Source organism: Pseudomonas sp. Pseusp97, assembly GCF_047304025.1.
Taxonomy (GTDB): domain Bacteria; phylum Pseudomonadota; class Gammaproteobacteria; order Pseudomonadales; family Pseudomonadaceae; genus Pseudomonas.
The window spans coordinates 19,635-37,448 of sequence record NZ_JBGLYK010000033.1; the positions used below are offsets into that span (position 1 = coordinate 19,635).

General features: G+C 68.5%; 16 protein-coding genes. 5 read left to right on the forward strand and 11 right to left on the reverse strand.

What is annotated here, in order from left to right; genetic code table 11:
- Positions 1-15 precede the first annotated feature (15 nt).
- Genes ACCC94_RS09005 through ACCC94_RS09020 form a run of 4 tightly spaced genes read left to right on the forward strand, consistent with a single transcriptional unit; the run spans position 16 to position 3,616 of the window.
- Positions 16-1,374, forward strand: coding sequence for a glycosyltransferase (locus ACCC94_RS09005; RefSeq protein ID WP_413349016.1), 1,359 nt, complete (start codon positions 16-18; stop codon positions 1,372-1,374).
- Positions 1,371-2,027, forward strand: a complete 657-nt coding sequence (locus ACCC94_RS09010) for a hypothetical protein (protein WP_413349018.1) — start codon at positions 1,371-1,373, stop codon at positions 2,025-2,027. The genes ACCC94_RS09005 and ACCC94_RS09010 overlap by 4 nt, the downstream gene beginning before the upstream one ends.
- Positions 2,024-2,803 (forward strand): YaiO family outer membrane beta-barrel protein, encoded by a 780-nt coding sequence (locus ACCC94_RS09015; RefSeq protein ID WP_413349020.1) that lies wholly within the window; start codon positions 2,024-2,026, stop codon positions 2,801-2,803. Before ACCC94_RS09010 ends, ACCC94_RS09015 begins: the two co-directional genes overlap by 4 nt.
- A 12-nt stretch (positions 2,804-2,815) precedes the next feature.
- Positions 2,816-3,616: a hypothetical protein gene (locus ACCC94_RS09020; protein WP_413349021.1), complete on the forward strand. Its 801-nt coding sequence runs from the start codon at positions 2,816-2,818 to the stop codon at positions 3,614-3,616.
- Between the two features lie 10 nt (positions 3,617-3,626).
- Here the strand turns inward: ACCC94_RS09020 and ACCC94_RS09025 are convergent, their stop codons facing one another.
- The 11 genes from ACCC94_RS09025 to ACCC94_RS09075 all read right to left on the reverse strand — a co-directional run bounded on the left by ACCC94_RS09025 (position 3,627) and on the right by ACCC94_RS09075 (position 17,009).
- The gene (locus ACCC94_RS09025) at positions 3,627-4,733 is read right to left on the reverse strand and encodes a response regulator (RefSeq protein WP_413349022.1); all 1,107 of its coding nucleotides are present in this window, start codon (positions 4,731-4,733) and stop codon (positions 3,627-3,629) included.
- Positions 4,723-6,486: an ATP-binding protein gene (locus ACCC94_RS09030; protein WP_413349024.1), complete on the reverse strand. Its 1,764-nt coding sequence runs from the start codon at positions 6,484-6,486 to the stop codon at positions 4,723-4,725. Before ACCC94_RS09030 ends, ACCC94_RS09025 begins: the two co-directional genes overlap by 11 nt.
- A gap of 11 nt (positions 6,487-6,497) precedes the next feature.
- Positions 6,498-7,472 carry an ATP-binding protein gene (locus ACCC94_RS09035; RefSeq protein WP_413349025.1) on the reverse strand — a complete coding sequence of 325 codons (975 nt, stop codon included), beginning with the start codon at positions 7,470-7,472 and terminating at the stop codon, positions 6,498-6,500.
- On the reverse strand, positions 7,469-7,822 hold the full coding sequence (locus tag ACCC94_RS09040) for an anti-sigma regulatory factor (protein WP_413349027.1): 354 nt from the start codon (positions 7,820-7,822) through the stop codon (positions 7,469-7,471). Before ACCC94_RS09040 ends, ACCC94_RS09035 begins: the two co-directional genes overlap by 4 nt.
- Before the next feature lie 4 nt (positions 7,823-7,826).
- Entirely contained in the window at positions 7,827-8,252 is a 426-nt protein-coding gene (locus ACCC94_RS09045) for an STAS domain-containing protein (RefSeq protein WP_413349029.1), read from the reverse strand.
- A 10-nt stretch (positions 8,253-8,262) separates the two neighbouring features.
- Positions 8,263-9,105: an STAS domain-containing protein gene (locus ACCC94_RS09050; protein WP_413349031.1), complete on the reverse strand. Its 843-nt coding sequence runs from the start codon at positions 9,103-9,105 to the stop codon at positions 8,263-8,265.
- Positions 9,106-9,203: 98 nt separating this feature from the next.
- The gene (gene pdeM / locus ACCC94_RS09055) at positions 9,204-9,890 is read right to left on the reverse strand and encodes a ligase-associated DNA damage response endonuclease PdeM (RefSeq protein ID WP_413349032.1); all 687 of its coding nucleotides are present in this window, start codon (positions 9,888-9,890) and stop codon (positions 9,204-9,206) included.
- Positions 9,887-12,484 (reverse strand): ligase-associated DNA damage response DEXH box helicase, encoded by a 2,598-nt coding sequence (locus ACCC94_RS09060; protein WP_413349034.1) that lies wholly within the window; start codon positions 12,482-12,484, stop codon positions 9,887-9,889. Before ACCC94_RS09060 ends, pdeM begins: the two co-directional genes overlap by 4 nt.
- Entirely contained in the window at positions 12,484-14,139 is a 1,656-nt protein-coding gene (locus ACCC94_RS09065; protein WP_413349035.1) for an ATP-dependent DNA ligase, read from the reverse strand. Before ACCC94_RS09065 ends, ACCC94_RS09060 begins: the two co-directional genes overlap by 1 nt.
- Positions 14,136-15,149, reverse strand: a complete 1,014-nt coding sequence (locus ACCC94_RS09070) for a ligase-associated DNA damage response exonuclease (RefSeq protein WP_413349036.1) — start codon at positions 15,147-15,149, stop codon at positions 14,136-14,138. The genes ACCC94_RS09065 and ACCC94_RS09070 overlap by 4 nt, the downstream gene beginning before the upstream one ends.
- Before the next feature lie 93 nt (positions 15,150-15,242).
- Positions 15,243-17,009 (reverse strand): S8/S53 family peptidase, encoded by a 1,767-nt coding sequence (locus ACCC94_RS09075; RefSeq protein ID WP_413349037.1) that lies wholly within the window; start codon positions 17,007-17,009, stop codon positions 15,243-15,245.
- 679 nt (positions 17,010-17,688) lie between these two features.
- Here ACCC94_RS09075 and ACCC94_RS09080 point away from each other — a divergent pair.
- On the forward strand, positions 17,689-17,814 hold a 126-nt coding region (locus ACCC94_RS09080), incomplete at its 3' end, for an SDR family NAD(P)-dependent oxidoreductase (protein ID WP_413349038.1).

Genomic DNA, 17,814 nt, shown 5'->3' on the forward strand with positions numbered 1-17,814 from the left:
CAGGAGGTGGCTGCCATGTCCCACTCGTTTCCCTGCAAAGCGCCTGGCCTGCTGGCGCTGACGCTGTTGCCGCTGGCCGCCCAGGCCGCCCCGCTGGCGCAAGTATCGCCCTGGCATTTCCCGCTGCGCCTGGCGGTGGCGCTGGTGATCGGGCTGATCGGCCTGTACGCCCTGCGCCACCTGACCATGGCCAACAACCGCCTGTTCGTCCGGCAGTACCAGGACTACGCGCACATCGTCGACGCCGACTGGCCGCTGTTGACGGTACTGGTGCCGGCGCACAACGAGGAGGCGGTGGTCGGCGACTGCCTGGCTGCGCTGCTGCGCGCGGACTACCCGGCCGAGCGCCTGCGCATCGTGCCGGTCAACGACCGCTCCAGCGACCAGACGCGCTTCATCATCGATGCCCTTGCCCTGCGCTGGCCGCAGCGCATCCAGCCGCTCCACCGCAGCGGCGGCATGCCCGGCAAGGCCGCCGCGTTGGCCGAGGCCATGGCGCTGGTGCAGGGCGAGCTGGTGCTGATCTTCGACGCCGACTACCTGCCCGCGCCCGCGCTGCTGAAAAAACTCGTGGCACCCTTCTTCGACCCCGAGGTGGGCTGTGTGATGGGGCGCGTGGTGCCGGTGAACCGTGGCACCAACCTGCTGACCCGCCTGCTCGACCTGGAGCGCACCGGCGGCTACCAGGTCAACCAGCAGGCGCGCATGAACCTCGCCCTGGTGCCCCAGTACGGCGGCACCGTGGGTGGCGTACGAATGCGCGCGCTGCGCGAGGTCGGCGGCTGGAACGTGCACAGCCTCACCGAGGACACCGACCTCACCCTGCGCATGGCGCGGCTGGGCTGGACCACGGCGTACGTCAACGACTGCGAATGCTTCGAGGAGGTCCCGGAAACCTGGCCGGCCCGCGTGCGGCAGATATCGCGCTGGGCCGAAGGTCACAACACGGTGATGGTCGGCCATCTGGCCGGGCTGCTGCGCAGCCCCAGCCTGGGCTGGCGGCGCAAGCTCGACGGCGCGCTGCTGCTGGGCGTCTATCTGATGGCGCCGGTGCTGTTGCTGGGATGGCTGTGCGTCGCGCTGCTGTACTTCTTCGATCCCGATCCGCTGGGAGCGGGCCTGATGGTGCTGCTGACCCTTGTCGGCTACGGCACGCTGGGCAATTTCGCGGCCTTCTACGAGATCGCCGTCGGTGCGCACCTGGACGGCAATGCCGCGCGCCTGCGCCTGCTGCCGCTCAACTGCCTGGGATTCCTCGTCAGCCTGTTCGCCATCAGCGGGGCCACGGCGCGACAGCTGCTGCGCTACCTGAGCGGCCGGCGCGGCCAGTTGCACTGGATGAAGACCCCGCGTTTCCGCAGGCCACGGCCATGAACGCCCTGCTGCTGGTGCTGTTCGCACTCTGCCTGCTGGGTGCGCCCCTGCTCCCGGCGCTGGCCGAATGGCGGCGCGGCGAGCCGGTTGGCTATCTGCCGCAGGTCCATCCCGTCTCGGCAGCCGACGAGCCGCTGATAGAGCAGGGTATCCATGGCGTTCGCTTCCGTCGCCTGACCGGCGCGCCGCTGCGCTTTGGCCAATCCTGCCAGCCCTTGCCCAGGGCCGGGCTGGCCGTCCTGGCGACGGAACGGCGCCTGGTGGCCGGGGACTTCCGCCTGGAACCCGGCGAGTGCCTGCGCAGCGATCTGGTGGTGCGTGGCGACCTGTTCATCGGCCGTGGCGCGGTGCTCGCCGGGTCGATCAAGGTCGAGGGCGATGCGACGGTCGAGTCCGGCGCACGCATCGCCGGCGCGCTGTTCGCCAACGGCTCGATCCGCTGCGGCGAAGCGGTCTGGCTCGCCGGGCCGGTGGTATCGCGCAGCCGCCTCGAACTGGGCGAGTCCTGTGTCGCCGGGGCCCCCGGCCATCCCACCACCCTCAGCGCGCTGACCATCCAGCTGGGTCTGGGCTGCGAAGTGCACGGCAGCGTCATGGCCGGCTGCGCCGCTCATGCGCCCCAGGTAACCGAAGCTGTCGGGAGGTCGACATGAACATCCCTGTCCTGATCGCGGCGCTCGCCCTGGCCGGCGCGGCAATACCCTGTCTCGCAGAGCCGGCGCGGCCCACCACCATGATCGAGGTCGGCCTGGAGCGCGCGCGCGTCAGTGACGACTATGGCGACTGGATGGGCCGCTACATCCGCGGCACCCATGAAAGCGGCGCGAACGTTTTCTACGGCGAACTGATGCAACGCCACGCGTTTTCCGACCAGGGGGCCTACGCCAGTTTCGGCAATACCCATACCTGGAGCCCGGACTGGTTCAGCAGCGTCTTCATCGGCGGCGGCCAGGATTCCGATCTGTGGCCCAGCCTGCGCCTGGACGCCAGCCTGAGCCGCAAGTGGCTGTCGCGCCGGCAACTGGTGACCAGCGCCGGCGTGTCCTACCTGCGCGCCCATGACGAGCACCGCGACTATGCCCTGACCCTGGGCGGCCAGTACTACTTCGACGGCCCGTGGATCATCGAGGGCGGGGCGCGGCACAACCGCAGCCATCCGGGCAATGTCCAGGCCACCAGCTACTACTCGGCGCTGACCTACGGACGCTATGCCGAGCGCTACCTGGTGATGCGCCTGGACAGCGGACGCGAGGCCTACCAGATGGTGGGCGACAACCCCTCGCTGGTGGATTTCTCCAGCGACGCGGTGAGCCTGACCTGGCGCGAATGGCTGCGCCGGGACTTCGGCTTCAACCTCGCCCTGACCCATTACCAGAACACGGCCTATACCCGCGACGGAGCCTCTTTCGGGCTCTTCGTGGAATTCTGAAGGGAGCGTGCCATGAACCTGCCGATCCGCCTGCCCGATTCGATCACCGACCGCAGCGACCGTGCCTTCCGGCACCTGGACCTCGACGCGCCGACCCTGGTCGCCATGCTGGTTCTGCCGCTGCTCTGCAACCTGCTGCTGTGGATCGGCTATGCCTGGCTGGTCGAAGCCTGGCAGCAAGGCTTCCTGCTGCTCGGCCAGTGGCTGGGGCTGGAGGCCCGCGCGGCGCTGCAGGAGTTCGTCTACCTGGACGGCGCGTTGCGCCTGGCGGCGCCCACCCTGGTGGGGCTGGCGGAAGAGCCGCAGGCGCAGCATTTCCTGCTCAACGTCGGCCTGGCCGGCGTTGCGCTGCTCGGGTCCTGCCTGCTGCGCGGCGCCTGGCTGCCGCTGGGTTACCTGCTGCGCCTGGTGGCGATCCTGTGGGCGGCCTCGCTGGCCTTCTTCCACTGGCTGCCGGGCCGCTTCCCCCACGACAGCGCCGGGCATATCGTCGGTTCGCTGCTGCTGGTCCAGTTGCTGCTCGGCGTGTTGCCCTGGGGGCTTGCGCTGGTCTACTACGTGTTCGATTTCCCGTTCTGGCAGAAAGCCGCCATCAGCATCCTCCTGCTGCTCTGGCTGGCGCTCTTCGCTCCGGTGCAGTACGTGCTGCACGCCCTGGCCCTGCAGCACGGCTCGTTGATCGTGATGCCGGTGCTGTATGTGTTCGCCGGCCTGTCGCTGGAAGTTCTCCTGGCCGTGGCGTTCTACGGTTGGGCCATGGGCCTTCCACGCAACGTGGCGCGCCATCCGCAGCCGCATGCGCAGCCGGTCTGACGCTCGCGCTTCAGGCCAATTGCGCCGGCAGTTCGATCTCGACCACGGCGCGATGCTCTTCGTTGCGAAAGCCCACGGCGCCGCCGAAGCTCTCGCAGAGCGCCTTGACGATGGGCAGCCCCAGTCCCCAGCCCTTGGTTTCGCTGCGCGTGGAGATGAAATAGGGCGTGGCGAGGTTGCTCAGCACCTCCGCGGGGAAGCTGCCGGCGTTGCTCACGTTCAGGCGTATGCTCTCGCCTGCCCGCGCCAGGGCTATGCGTATCGGCTGCTGCGCCACGCCGTGCTTGGCCGCATTACCCACCAGGTTCTCGAGGATGCGCAGGAAAGCCGTGGTATCCCAGACCACCTCGCCCAGCGCGCCCTCCAGTTCCAGTGCCAGCGGATTGGATACCTGCAGCCCCAGGGTGCCGATCGAGTCCTGCATCCAGGCCGCCAGGTCGATCCGCTCGCCGCTCAGCTTGATACCGCCGCCGATGCTGACGTGGGAGATGTCCAGCAGGTTGGCCACCATGCTGTCCACGCGGCGCAGGTTGTCCTCGACTATCTTCAGCAGCTCGTCGGTACGCCGGGTCGGGCTGCGCAGCATGAGCCCGGTGGCCATGGTGGCGGCAGCGAGCGGGGAGCGCAGGTCATGGCTGAACGAACGCATGAAGCGCTCGAGCATGATCTTTTCCTTGCCGATCTGCTCGGTGCGGGCCTCCGCCCAGTCGCGCTGGCGCTCCACCCGTTGCAGCCGCGTGTTGCTCTTCATCAGGCTGCCGATGGTGGCGATCAGCTCGTCGGGGTTGATCGGATGGGTGAGGTAGGCGCGGGCGCCGACGTTCAGGCCGGTGGCCTTGTCCTTGCCGCTGACGAAGGTCGCCGAGATGTTGATGATCGCCGGCAGACGTTTCGGCCCGAGGCGGCGCTCGGCCTTCTGGATCAGCTCGAAGCCGGTCATGTCCGGCAGGTTGATGTCGAGGATGACCACGTCCACGCCCTGCAGGATCAGTTCCAGCCCCTCGGCACCGGTGGCCGCTTCCAGCACCTGGTACTGGGAGCCGTCGGCGACGATCTTGCGCAGGATGTAGCGGTTGGCCTCCAGGTCGTCGATGACCAGGACCCTCTTAGCGCCCATGCTGTTGCTCCTCCATCAGCCGCGACACCTCGCGCAGCACCTGCTCGCCATAATCCGCCGCGGACTTCTGCACGATGGCCCGGGAATGGCGCGCCAGGTGCTGGCGAGTCGAGTCGTCCAGCGGCTTGGCGGTGTTGATCACGACTCGCGAATGCATGCCCCAGTCCATGTTCTCCAGCAGGTCCTCGCCGGCGATGTCCGGCAGGTCGAGGTCGAGGAAGATCAGGTCCGGACGCACCTCGTAGAGCATCTCGATGCTCGCCGCGCCGTTCTTCGCCTCGTGGATCGAGGCCTGGTAAGGGCGCAGCAACGAGGCCAGCAGGTAGCGATCCGCCTCGCTGTCGTCCACCACCAGGATGCTGACGCCGCTGAGATCGACCGCCGGCACCTCGACGGGCGCCTCGTCATGGCGGCGGCGGATGCGCAGCAGGAAGCGGCTGCCGCGCCCAGGACTGCTGTCCAGCGTGATGGCGCCGTGCAGCAGGCTGGCCAGGCGTTGCGCCAGCGGCAGGCCCAGGCCGGTGCCCTGCACCTTGCCCAGCTCGGGAGTGCGGATGCGCGAGAATTCCTCGAAGACCCGCCCCTGGTTTTCCTCGGCGATACCGATGCCGGTGTCCTCGACCAGGAACTCCACCGTGTCGTCGTCGGGCAGGTAGGTGCGCACGCTGATGCGGCCTTCCAGGGTGTACTTGAAGGCGTTGTCGATGAGGTTGCGCATGGCCTGGAACAACAGGTGCCGGTCGGTCTGCAGCAGGACGTCGTTCGCCGGGACCGCCACCTCCCACCGCAGACTGGGATAGCGCAGCGCGATGGCGCTGGCGCACTGGCGCAACTGCTCGGTGAACTCCGCCAGGGTGAAGCGCGTGGGCGCGATCTCGCTGCGGCCGGATTCGGCCTTGGACAGGTCCAGCAGTTCGTTGACCAGGGCGGACAGCTCGGCGGCGGCTTCGCTGATGAAGGCCACCTGGCGCTGCTGCTCGGGGTTGAGCGGCCCGTCGTGGCCGTTGAGCAGCAGCTTGCTGATGTTCTCGACGATATTGATCGGCGTGCGGATCTCGTGGGTCATGTTGGCGAAGAAGCGGCTTTTCGATGCGCTCGCCTCGCGGACTTCCTCGTTGGCCTTCTCCAGCTCCGAATACAGCGCGACGACGCCCTTGTTGGTGTTCTCCAGCTCCAGGTTGATCGCTTCGAGCTCGAGCTGCTTGTTCTGCAGCTCGGCGGTAGTCAGCAGCAGTTCGCTGCCGCTCAGTTGCAGTTCGACGAAGGGATCGGCCGCGCCGTTGTGCTGCAGTTGCAGGCGGATGGCCTGGACCTGGTCCGGACCGGGAGCGGCGCGGTAGCCCGGAATGTACTTGCAGGCCCGTATCCGCGTGCCCTCTGGCGAGGTGCGGATGTCGAACTCGTCCATCAGCCGCTGCGCGCCGCGCAGGCCCAGGCCCATGCCGGTGTGGGAGACGTAGCTGCCTTCGAGGATGCGCTCGACGTCCACTATCCCGGGGCCCTCGTCCCAGGCTTCCACACAGAAGCGCTCCAGCAGGCCGCCGGGGCTGCTGGCGATGTCGAAATGAAACAGGCCGCCGCCGGCGTACTGGTAGGTGTTGCGCGCCAGCTCGGAAACCGCCGTGGCGAAGCGGATCTGCTCCAGGTTCGGCAATTCCAGCCAGGCGGCGATCTGCCGCGCGCTCTGGCGGCAGGTGACCACGTCGATCTCCTCGCGGATGCGAACGGTGGCGATGCGAAGATTGTCAGGCATGTTGATGAGTGTCAGGCATGTTTGAGAACCACCAGGGTTGCGTCGTCGTTGTGCCGGCGAAAGTCACGGTGCAGCACGCCGGCAATGACCGCGGGGTGACGCGTGGCCAGGCCCGGATAGGCGCCCAGGTTGAAGCGGGTGCCGATCCCGTCGGAGGCCATCAGCAGGACGGTGGACGGCGACCAGGGATAGCTGAAGCTCTTGATCCGGCCGATCCGGTAGCCCACCGTGCCGTTGCCGGAGACCATGCTGCGGCTGCGCCCGTCGTCCAGCACGCCGAGGATGTTGCCCATGGCGCAGAAGCGCACCTTCGACTGCTGCGGCAATACTTCGGCCAGCGCCACGGCGCCGCCGCGGGTCGAAGCGAGCGCATGGTGCATACGTTCGAGCAGCGTTTCCTGTGGCAGGTTCAGATCATGTTGCAGGAAGATTTCCCGCGCCCGCGAACTGGCCAGGCTGGCCGCGTGGCCGTGGCCCAGGCCGTCGCAGACCATCAGCCGGTGGCCCTTGCAGGCCCAGGAGTCGCCGCAGCTTTCCTCGCCGGGGTAGGGCGTGCTGAGGCCGGCGACCGTCAGCGGGGCGCTGGGGGGCTGCAGATCGAAACCGGCGAAGACCACGGTGCCCTGGCCGGGCTGCGAGTAGAGGTCGAAGGTGTCGGCCAGGCGCTTGATGGCGCCAAGGCCCGCGCCCATGGTGCCGGCCGTGGAGAAGCTGTCGCTCAGGCAGCGCGCCACGTCCTGCATGCCCGGCCCGCGATCCACCGCGAGCAGTTGCAGGCAGCGCTCGTTCTGGAAATACAGCATTTCGCCGCCGTGGGCGTGCAGCACCAGGTTGCGCGCCATTTCCTGGATCACCAGGGTCAGGCGATCCAGCAGCGGCTGCCCGACGCCGGCGTCGCGCGCGAGGTTGACCGCCGCGCGGCGCGCGGCGTCGACGTGGGCGGTATGGGATACCGCCAGGTTGAACTGCAGGGCTGCGTCGTTCATTTCCATTTCCAGAGTTCGATGGTCGTGCCTGTCCCTGGCGCGCTCTGGATGGCGAACTGATCCACCAGCCGGCGCGACCCGCTCAACCCAAGGCCGAGGCCATTGCCGGTGGTGTAGCCGTCCACCAGCGCCTGGTCGATGTCGGCGATGCCCGGGCCCTGGTCGCTGATCACCAGATGCACGGCCGCGCGGCCTTCGCGCTGGGTGATTTCCAGCAGGCACTCGCCGCCGCCGCCGTAGAGCAGGGCGTTGCGCGCGATTTCACTGGCCGCGGTGACGATCTTGGTCTGCGACACCAGGCCCAGGCGTACTTCCTCGGCGGCTTTGCGGACCTTCTGGCGGATCACCACGATGTCAGTTTCCTGTTTCAGTGGGAGCGTTTGTGTCGTCGTCACTCTCCGGCCCCCCGTCGTCCGCCTCGTCATCCAGGCTGCTTTCCAGCCAGCGCATGCCTTTCTCGATGTTGAGCGCCGTGGCGATGCCTTCCAGCGACAGGCCCAGTTCGACCAGGGTGATGGCCACCGCCGGCTGCATGCCGACCACGATCACCTTGGCATCGAGAATGCGCGACACGTTGGCGATGTGGGAGAGCATCCGGCCGATGAAGGAGTCGACGATTTCCAGCGCCGAGATGTCGATCAGCACGCCGCGCGCCTTGTGGCGGACGATCTGTTCGGTGAGGTCTTCCTGCAGGTCCATGGCCAGCTGGTCGTGCATGTCCACCTGGATGCTGAGCAGCAGGTACCTGCCCATCTTGAGAATCGGGATGCGATCTACCATGGCGATATCCTCAGCGAGCCCTGTCCGCGTGGGTGATGCGCACGCCCAGCTGCTTGAGGGCCAGCTTGAAGGCATCGGCCAGCGAGGCCTTGGTCACCACCTCGCCCAGCTCCACGCCCAGGTGCACGATGGTGGCGGCGATCTGCGGGCGGATGCCGCTGATGATGCACTTGGCGCCCATCAGCTTGGCCGCGGTGATGGTCTTGAGCAGGTGCTGCGCGACCATGGTGTCCACCGTCGGCACGCCGGTGATGTCGATGATCGCCAGGTCCGACTCGGTCTCGACGATCTTCTGCAGCAGCGACTCCATGACGATCTGCGTGCGGTTGCTGTCCAACGCGCCGATCAGCGGCACCGCCAGCACGCCGTCCCACAGCTCCACCACCGGCGTCGACAGTTCCAGCAGGCTTTCCTGCTGCTCGCGGATCACCGCCTCACGGCCGGTCATGTAGTACTCCAGGCTGAACAGGCCGAGCTGGTCGATCAGCTTGCTGATCTGCCAGACCGACTCGATGGTGGCGCCGGGCTGCTTCTGCAGCAGCGAGAACAGCGGCTCCTTGAGCGAAAAGATGAAGGTGGCGGTTTCCGAGGGGCTGAAGCCTTGCCGGGCCTGGGCCACGGAAAGGCGTTCGAGCTGCGACTTGAGCGGCTTCCAGGCCGGCGACTCGAAGTCCGCTACGCCCTGGGCCAGCGCCATGGTGAAGGCCTTGAGCAGATCCTGGGAGTTCTGCTGGACCGCGCGCTCGTCGATCAGGTCCAGCCGCAGCCCTACTGCCCGCTGCGCTTCCAGCCAGTCGGCGAGGAGCTGCTGTTCGTTCTGTTTGAAGAGTTCTGCAAGCGAAGTGTCGAGCATGGTCGGCTTCCCGGTTGTGTGAATGGGCGAAACGGCATGGCGGAACCGACCCGGGAAAAAACCCTGTAGTTCAGATTATTTGCACGAAAGTGCTGAAATCATTTGCTCCGACGCGCCGCTGGAACCTCCCAGATGCCGCCGTCGCCGACGACGAAAACCCGTTCGTTTTCGTCGATTTCCCAGGTCATGGCCCCGGTGAAACTGCCGAAGGAGGGCAGCAGGCTCAGCCCCTCACCGATCACGAAGCAGGGCAGGCGCACCTGTTGCCGGCCACGCCCCCGCAGCACGTAGGCCGGGTGCAGGTGACCGGCCAGCACATGCCGGCCCGGACAGGGGGCCGGTTCGTGCTGCAGCGCGAAGGGGCCGAGCAGCAACGGCTCGGCGACCACCTCGATATTCCATTCGGCGGGCGGGTCGCCGGCGCGCTTGTCATGGTTGCCGCGCACCAGCGTGACGGACAGCGCCGCATGCCGCTCGCGCCAATCTGCCAGCGCTTCCAGGGTGCGGGCGGTGCGGGCCTCGCGGCTATGCAGGAAGTCGCCGAGGAAGATCAGCCGCCGGCACGGCAACTGCGCCAGCAGGGCGTCGAGCCGCTGCAGATTGCTGGCGGTGGTTCCGCCGGGCACCGGCTGCCCCAGCGCGCGATAGCTCGCCGCCTTGCCGAAGTGGATGTCGGCGACCATCAGCACCTGTTCTGCGGGCCACCACAGGGCCTTTTCCGCCAGCAGCCAGAGCTCGCTGCCGGCCACCTGCACGGCCTGATGGGACGGATGCGGATGGCTCATCGGTCAGGGCGCTGCTTCGGTGGACGCGGGCGGCCGTCCTTGGTTTGCCGGGGCCGCCGCGGGCGGGGCGTGCGCTGGTCGCTTTCGACGCTGACCGGCAAGGCCGGGTCGGCTGCGTAAGCGCCGGGACCCGCGGCCTGCTCCAGGTCGGCGACCATGCGCCGGATGCGGTCGGCGAGCTTCTCCGAGGTCAGGCTTTCGCGGAAACGCTCCACCAGCAGCGGAAAGGCGAAAGGCGTGGCGCGCTGGATCGGCCGCAGGTCCAGCCGCAGCGAGCGCATGCGCTGCAGGGTCTGTTGCAGGCGCTGCACGTCCAGCTCCTGGCGCAGCACCTCCTGCCGGGCCTGCATCAGCAGCAGGTTGTCCGGGTCGTACTGCCTGAACACGTCGAAGAACAGCCCGCTGGACGCCTGCAACTGGCGCGCACTCTTCGGCGCACCGGGGTAGCCGGTGAAGACCAGGCCGGCGATCCGCGCAATCTCGCGAAAGCGCCGCCGCGCCAGCTCGCCCGCATTCAGGCTGGCCAGCACTTCGGGCAGCAGGTCGGCGCTGTCGAACAGCGCCGGTGTCAGTGCCGCGGCGAAATCCACGGGGCTGGCGCTGAGCAGTTCCAGGCCGTAGTCGTTGACCGCGAGGGAGAAGCTCAGCGGCGCATGCCGCGCCAGCCGCCAGGCCAGCAGGCTGGCGAGGCCCAGGTGCACCGAGCGTCCGGCGAAGGGGTAGAGGAACAGGTGCCAGCCTTCGCGGGACTTCAGCGTTTCCGCCAGCAGGGTGGCCTTGCCGGGCAGGGCCGACCAGGCTTTCTGGGTGTCCAGCAGCGGCCGCAGCAGGCGCATTTCCGGACCGGAGAATTGCTCCTGGTCCGCCGCATCCAGCTTGTCCAGCATGGCGTCGGCCAGCTCGCCGGAGAGCGGCATGCGCCCGCCATTCCAGCGTGGAATGGCAGCCTTGCGGGCGGTGGCGCGGCGCACGTAGACGGTCATGTTGTCCACTTCCACCAGCTCCAGGGTGCGGCCGGCGAAGAGGAAACTGTCGCCGGGGCGCAGGCGGGCGATGAAGCCTTCCTCGATGCTGCCCAGGGAGCCGGCATTGTTCCTGCCCCAGAACTTCACCGTCAGGCTGGCATCGCTGACGATGGTGCCGACGCTCATGCGGTGGCGCCGCGCCAGGCGCGCGTCGGGTACTTGCCAGAGGCCGTCGGCGTCGGGCTCGGCGCGGCGGTAGTCGGGGTAGGCGGTGAGCGAATGACCGCCGTGGCGGATGAATGCCAGCGCCCACTGCCATTCGCCGTCGCCCAGCTCCCGGTAGGACCAGGCGCCGCGAACCTCCTCCAGCATGTCCTGGGCATGGAAGCCTCCGCCCAGCGCCATGCTCACCAGGTGCTGCACCAGCACATCGAGTGGCTTCTCCGGCGCCTGGCGCGCCTCGACCTTGCACTCGGCCACGGCCGTGCGCGCGGCGGCGGCTTCGAGCAACTCCAGGCTGTGGGTCGGCACCAGGGTGGCGCGGGAAGGGCGCCCCGGCGCATGGCCGGATCGCCCCGCACGCTGCATCAGCCGCGCCACGCCCTTGGCCGAGCCGATCTGCAGCACGCGCTCCACCGGCAGGAAGTCCACGCCCAGGTCCAGGCTCGACGTGCAGACCACCGCCTTGAGCTGTCCCTGCTTGAGCGCCACCTCCACCCAGTCGCGCACTTCCCTGGCCAGCGAACCGTGATGCAGGGCGAGCAGGCCGGCCCAGTCCGGGCGGGCTTCGAGCAGCGCCTGGTACCAGGTTTCCGCCTGCGAACGGGTATTGGTGAACACCAGCGTGGTGCTGCTGGCCTCCAGTTCCTCGACCACCTGCGGCAGCATGCGCAGCCCGAGGTGCCCGGCCCAGGGGAAGCGCTCGAGGCCCGGCGGCAGCAGGGTGTCGATGCGCAGGTCCTTGGCGGCCTTGCCCTGCACCAGTCGCCCGGCGGGCATCAGCACCTCGCGCGCATGGGCCAGGTTGCCCAGCGTGGCGGACAACCCCCACACCAGCAGTTGCGGCTGCCAGCGGCGCAGGCGGGCGAGGGCGAGCTGCAATTGCACGCCACGCTTGTTGCCCAGCAGCTCGTGCCACTCGTCCACCACCAGCATGCGCAGATGGGCGAAAGCCTTGCGGGCGTCGGCGCGAGTCAGCAGCAGGGTCAGGCTTTCCGGCGTGGTGATCAGCGCGCTGGGCAGCCGCCGGTCCTGGCGGGCACGTTCGGCGCTGTCGGTGTCGCCGGTGCGCATGCCCACGCTCCAGTCGATCTGCAAGTCGTCCAGCGGCGCCTGCAGGGCGCGCGCGGTATCGGCGGCCAGCGCTCGCATCGGGGTGATCCACAACAGCGTCAGCGGCGCCATGGCGGGTTTGCCTCGGCGCGGTGGGTCACCTGCCGGAGACGCTTGTCGGGCGAAACGGTCGAGCGCGGCGAACCACACCGCGTAGGTCTTGCCGGCGCCAGTGGAGGCGTGCAGCAGCCCCGACTCGTCGTCCTCGACGGCCCGCCAGACCTCGCGCTGGAAGGCGAAGGGTTTCCAGCCCCGATTGGCGAACCATAGCCCGGAGAGACGCTCCCGTCGCGGCATCAGAGCAGCCCCTGCAAGGTGGCCAGGGTGTCGGCTTCCTCCACGGACTTGTCGGTGCGCCAGCGCAGCATGCGCGGAAAGCGCACCGCAACGCCGCTCTTGTGCCGCTTGGACAGCGAGATGCCTTCGAAGCCCAGTTCGAAGACCAGCGTAGGGGTGACGCTGCGCACCGGGCCGAATTTCTCCACGGTGGTCTTGCGGATGATCGCATCGACCTTGCGCATCTCCTCGTCGGTCAGCCCCGAGTAGGCCTTGGCGAAGGGCACCAGCACGCGCTCGCCGGGCGCCGAGTCGTCCCACACGGCGAAGGTGTAGTCGCTGTACAGGCTGGCGCGGCGGCCGTGGCCGCGTTGCGCGTAGATCAGCACGGCGTCGACGCTGAACGGGTCGATCTTCCACTTCCACCACAGGCCCAGGTCGCGGGTGCGACCCACGCCATACAGCGAGTCGCGGCGCTTGAGCATCATGCCCTCGACGCCGAGCCGGCGCGACGCTTCGCGCTGGCGGGCGAGGTCCGCCCAGTCGGCGCCGCTCAGCTGCGGCGAGAGCCGCAGGTGGCTGTCGGCGATCTGGGCGACCAGCAGTTCCAGGCGCTCACGGCGCTCATCCTGGCGGCGATTACGCCAATCCTCGCCGCGCCACTCCAGCAGGTCATAGGCCAGCAGCGCGGCGGGCACGTCCTCCAGCAGCTTCCTGCTCAGGGTCTTGCGACCGATGCGCTGCTGCAGCAGGGCGAAGGGCTGGATGCCGAACTGCGCGTCGCTGCCGGCGGGGGGCTCCTTCCACACCACCAGTTCGCCATCGAGCACCGTGCCGTCGGGCAGGGCGTCGGCCAGCTCGTGCAGTTCGGGGAAGCGTTCGGTGATCAGCTCCTCGCCACGGGACCAGAGCCAGGCCTGACCGTCGCGCTTCACCAGCTGCGCGCGGATGCCATCCCACTTCCATTCCACCAGCCAGTCCTGCGCCGGGCCCAACAGCGCCTCGAAGCGTTCGACCGGTTCCTGCAGCGGATGGGCGAGGAAGAAGGGGTAGGGCTGGCCGCCGCGCTGGGCGTGCTCCTCGCCGGACTCGGGAGCGATCAGCGCCAGGTAGCGCTGCGCCGTCGGGCGGTGCGACAGGTCGGTGTAGCCGACCATGCGCTGTGCCACACGCTTGGCGTCGACGCCGGCCAGGGCGGCGAGCGCGCGGGTGACCAGCAGCTTGGAAACGCCGACGCGGAAGGCGCCGGTGAGCAGCTTGATGCTGACCATCAGGCTTTGCCGGTCCAGGCGCGCCCACAGTGCCTGCAGGCGCTCGCCCAGTTCCTCGGGGGGCAGGCCGCGTAGCGGCAGCAGTTGCTCAAGCCACCACTCCAGGCCTTCTTCGGAGGCCTGCGCGGATTCGGGCAGCAGCAGCGAGATGGTCTCGGCGAGGTCGCCCACGGCTTGGTAGCTTTCCTCGAACAGCCAGTCCGGCAGGCCCGACAGCCGTGTGGCCAGCTCACGCAGCAGGCGCGTCGGCACCACCTGCCGGGGCCGACCGCCGGCGAGGAAATACACCGCCCAGGCGGCGTCCTGCGGCGGGGCGGCGGCGAAGTAATCCTGCAGCGCAGCGAGCTTGGCGTTGCTCGAAGTCGTGGCGTCGAGACGGGCGTAGAGTTCGGCGAAGGCTTTCATGACGCGCTCTGCTCCAGGGTGTCGTCTTCCTCGCCGTATTCGGTCTGGAAGGCGCGGGCGTCCAGGCCCTTTTCGCCGAGGTAGCGCACCAGCACGTTGACCTGCCCATGGGTGACCATCACCCGCTCGGCGCCGCTCTGCTCGATGGCCCACAGCAGGCCGGGCCAGTCGGCATGGTCGGAGAGCACGAAGCCGCGATCGACGCCGCGCCGCCGCCGAGCGCCGCGCAGCAGCATCCAGCCGCTGGCGAACGCATCGCTGTAATCGCCGAAGCGGCGCATCCAGGTGCTGCCGCCGGCCGAGGGCGGCGCGAGGATCAGCGCCTGGCGCAGCCGTGGATCGTTCCGGGCGATCTCGGTGGCGAACGCGGTCGGCGGAATGCGCACCCCGGCGGCGCGATAGACCTGATTGAGCGGCTCGACGGCGCCGTGCACGAGAATCGGCCCGATGCTCTCGTCGATGCCGTGGAGGATGCGCTGGGCCTTGCCGAAGGCGTAGGCGAACAGCACGCTGGCGCGGCCGGCGGCGGCGTTGGCGCGCCACCACGCATCGATCTCGGCGAACAGCTGTGCCTGGGGCTGCCAGCGGTAGATCGGCAGGCCGAAGGTCGATTCGCTGATGAAGGTGTGGCAGCGCACCGGCTCGAACGCCGTGCAGGTGCCGTCGGGTTCCACCTTGTAGTCGCCGGAAGCCACCCAGACCTCGCCGCCGTGTTCCAGGCGCACCTGCGCCGAGCCGAGCACATGGCCCGCAGGGTGGAAACTGAGGGTCACGCCGTGGTGATCCAGGCGCTCGCCGTAGGGCAGCGTCTGCAGGTCGATGTCCTGGCCCAGGCGCGAGCGCAGGATGCCTTCGCCGGGGGCTGCCGCCAGGTAGTGGCGATTGCCCCAGCGCGCGTGATCGCCGTGGGCGTGGGTGATGACCGCCCGCTCGACCGGGCGCCAGGGATCTATGTAGAAGTCGCCGGGCGGACAGTAGAGCCCTTCCGGGCGAGCGATGACCAGATCCATGCGGGCACCTTCGCGGTGGGTTGGCTTGCGCGGTGGGTTAAAGCTCAGAGCGCCGCTGCGCTGCCGAGGTTCCTTGTTTGATCGCCGGTCGCCTCAGCGCACCCGTTCGAGGCTCTGCACCGCCAGTTCCAGGGCCTTCTGCATGTCCAGCCGGGCGGAGCGGCCGATGTCCTTGTCGTCCAGCCGATAGTTGCGTTCCGACGGCAGGATGGGGGCGGTGAGGTCTTCGGCGTCCATCGGTTCGAAGTCGTAGTTGTCGCCGATGCTCATGGCGCTGCGGCGCAGCAGCATGCGCAGTTGCTCGGGTTGCAGCTGCGGGTTGATCGACAGCATCGCGGCCAGCAGGCCGGCCACCATGGGGGTAGCGTAGGAGGTGCCGCAATGCACGTCGCCTTGCTGGCCCGGGGCGCGGGTGGAGGCGTGGGTACAGGCGGAAGCGGTGATGTCCACGCGCATGTCGATGTTCGAGGAGCTGCGCTTGACGGCGAACGCCGGGTCGTCGACGGCCAGGCCCGCGCGTTCGCTGCGCTGGTGGCCGCCGACCACGATCAGTTGCTCGGTGATGAAGGAGGAGGGCAGCCGATACTCGTCCGTGCCGGAGAAGGACGAGCCGTTTCCCGCCGAGTTCACCACCACCACGTCCGGATGCTCCTTGCGCAGCCAGAGGAAGAATTCCTCCAGCAGTTCCTCGTAGCCGCCCATGGCTATCCCCGAACGCAGCAGCGAGTCGACCTCGTCGCCCTCGACGTTGCGGGCGCCAACGCGGTGGATGCCCCAGCTCCAGTTCAGGATGCGCACGCCATCCTCCACCAGGTTCACCGAGGCGGCGATATTGGCGGTGATGCCGGCATCGGAGTTGCGCTCCACGATGACCTCGAAACCGCCGCCGGCCTTTTCCAGTCCGCGCAGGAAACCGGTGTTGCCGCCGTCGTCCCAGCCTGCGGCGAGGATGCCGGCTACCGTGGTGCCGTGGTTGTCCGGCTTGTCCGCATCGCGGGCGTAGACGCAGAGGCGCGGCGTCGAGCACGGGCCCGGGAAGCCGGCGAAGTCGGCGCTGTCGAAATCCACGTCGCGCTCGATCAGACCGATGCGGACAGGCTGCGGGCGGATCGGCGCCTGTTTCGCGGGGATGCGCCGCTGGTAGTAATTCACCGCGTCGAGGAAGCGGTTGGCCGCCCACTCATCGGAGTCCGGCGCGGGCTTGCCGGGCGACTGGCGAGGCGCCGCTTCCTCGGCCTTTTCCGCAGCGGACTCCTCGATCACCACGGCATCCACGCTGGTTTCGCTGCCCAGGCGCAGAACCAGGGCGTCGCGCTGCACCAGGTCCCTGGCCGGCAAGCGCAGCTGGTAGAGGTTCAGCGGAGCGATGCTGCCGACCACTTCGGCCCCGTACTTGCGCGCCAGCCGCTGCGCTTCCTGCCGGCCATCATGGTTCTCCTCGATCAGCAGGCTGACCAGGTCCACGTAGGTCGTCAGGCCATCCATGTTCGTCGCGACCTCGTCAGGCCCGGCCGCCACCACGTGGCGGTTGCGCAGGGTCAGCCAGGCTGCATTGCTGGACCGCGAGCCGTCCTGCAGCCAGAGCGGACCGCTGCGCCGGCTCGCGCTGTCAACGCGAATGCGCAGGTCGCCGCCGTCGCGCTGGATGGTTTCAGCGGGCAGCGCCTGGCCGTCGAGCATCACCTGCGGCGAGCCGGTACCCAGCCCGCGCACTTTCAGGCACCAGTCCTGGCGCTGGTCGTCCAGCAGGTTGCCGCAGCGCTTGAGCGCCTGCAGGCGCAGCGGCTCGCTTGCGCCGGCCAGGGGGCCGACCAACAGGGCAGACAGGAGAGCGGCGAGCAATGCAGGGCGTGGCGGCATGGCCTGAGGTCCTTGGCGAGTTTCCTCGGTTTCGGACTGGCATCGGTGCGCTTTCGTTCAGCTGGAATTGGTCTGCCGCGTGACCGCTGCGGTTGCCGTCCGGCCGTGATCCGCCTAGCGGCTGTGGTCGAGCCGTGGCGATCTGCCGCGTCGTGCCGGCGAACGTTCTGCCGCCGCCGGAAACGGCGCAGGGAGCCGATATTTCCCCGAGCCCTGCACTTCCAGGTAGTGCTGGGCGGCTGCCGCCCAGGCCCGGGCTTCTTCGCGTGTTGCGCATGACCAGAAAAACGACCCCAGGAAGACCTTCCACGTGGGCGGATCTCCAGCCACACATTCGATTCGAATGTTCATGGCGATCCGTTGTGCGCTGGATGCCGCCGCCGACAGGGGGCGTCGAGACGGCGAGGAGTAGTTCCGAAGCTGCGAGAAAATTAGCGCGCTGAGCCAGGAGAGCAAGACCTGCGCCCGCCGCCCCGACAGGCGGCCTGACCCTGGCTGGAGCGCCGTTTCGCCTGCGGGCGCGGCGAACCGGGCGGGCCGGCGGGGAGAATTTCTGAACCTCGTGCGCCCAGCTCTCTCCACCGTGCAGAGGTCGCCGGGTGGCCTGTTGGCTGGCTCGGGCGACGAACCGCCATTTGCGCCTCCAGCAAGCGGGGTGATGCACACGAGGAGACGGGCCATGCCGGAATTCTTTCCCTTCAAAGACCGAACCGTGGTGATCACCGGTGCCTCCAGCGGCATCGGCCGCGCCGCCGCTTACGCCTTCGCCCGCCACGGCGCGCGGGTGGTGCTGGCCGCACGGGAC

Bases quoted from the DNA above. Each gene is read 5' to 3' on its own strand.
- ACCC94_RS09005 (WP_413349016.1), top strand. From the start codon at position 16: ATGTCCCACTCGTTTCCCTGCAAAGCGCCTGGCCTGCTGGCGCTGACG.
- ACCC94_RS09010 (WP_413349018.1), top strand. From the start codon at position 1,371: ATGAACGCCCTGCTGCTGGTGCTGTTCGCACTCTGCCTGCTGGGTGCG.
- ACCC94_RS09015 (WP_413349020.1), top strand. From the start codon at position 2,024: ATGAACATCCCTGTCCTGATCGCGGCGCTCGCCCTGGCCGGCGCGGCA.
- ACCC94_RS09020 (WP_413349021.1), top strand. From the start codon at position 2,816: ATGAACCTGCCGATCCGCCTGCCCGATTCGATCACCGACCGCAGCGAC.
- ACCC94_RS09025 (WP_413349022.1), bottom strand. From the start codon at position 4,733: ATGGGCGCTAAGAGGGTCCTGGTCATCGACGACCTGGAGGCCAACCGC.
- ACCC94_RS09030 (WP_413349024.1), bottom strand. From the start codon at position 6,486: ATGCCTGACAATCTTCGCATCGCCACCGTTCGCATCCGCGAGGAGATC.
- ACCC94_RS09035 (WP_413349025.1), bottom strand. From the start codon at position 7,472: ATGAACGACGCAGCCCTGCAGTTCAACCTGGCGGTATCCCATACCGCC.
- ACCC94_RS09045 (WP_413349029.1), bottom strand. From the start codon at position 8,252: ATGGTAGATCGCATCCCGATTCTCAAGATGGGCAGGTACCTGCTGCTC.
- ACCC94_RS09050 (WP_413349031.1), bottom strand. From the start codon at position 9,105: ATGCTCGACACTTCGCTTGCAGAACTCTTCAAACAGAACGAACAGCAG.
- pdeM (WP_413349032.1), bottom strand. From the start codon at position 9,890: ATGAGCCATCCGCATCCGTCCCATCAGGCCGTGCAGGTGGCCGGCAGC.
- ACCC94_RS09060 (WP_413349034.1), bottom strand. From the start codon at position 12,484: ATGCCGCGACGGGAGCGTCTCTCCGGGCTATGGTTCGCCAATCGGGGC.
- ACCC94_RS09065 (WP_413349035.1), bottom strand. From the start codon at position 14,139: ATGAAAGCCTTCGCCGAACTCTACGCCCGTCTCGACGCCACGACTTCG.
- ACCC94_RS09070 (WP_413349036.1), bottom strand. From the start codon at position 15,149: ATGGATCTGGTCATCGCTCGCCCGGAAGGGCTCTACTGTCCGCCCGGC.
- ACCC94_RS09075 (WP_413349037.1), bottom strand. From the start codon at position 17,009: ATGCCGCCACGCCCTGCATTGCTCGCCGCTCTCCTGTCTGCCCTGTTG.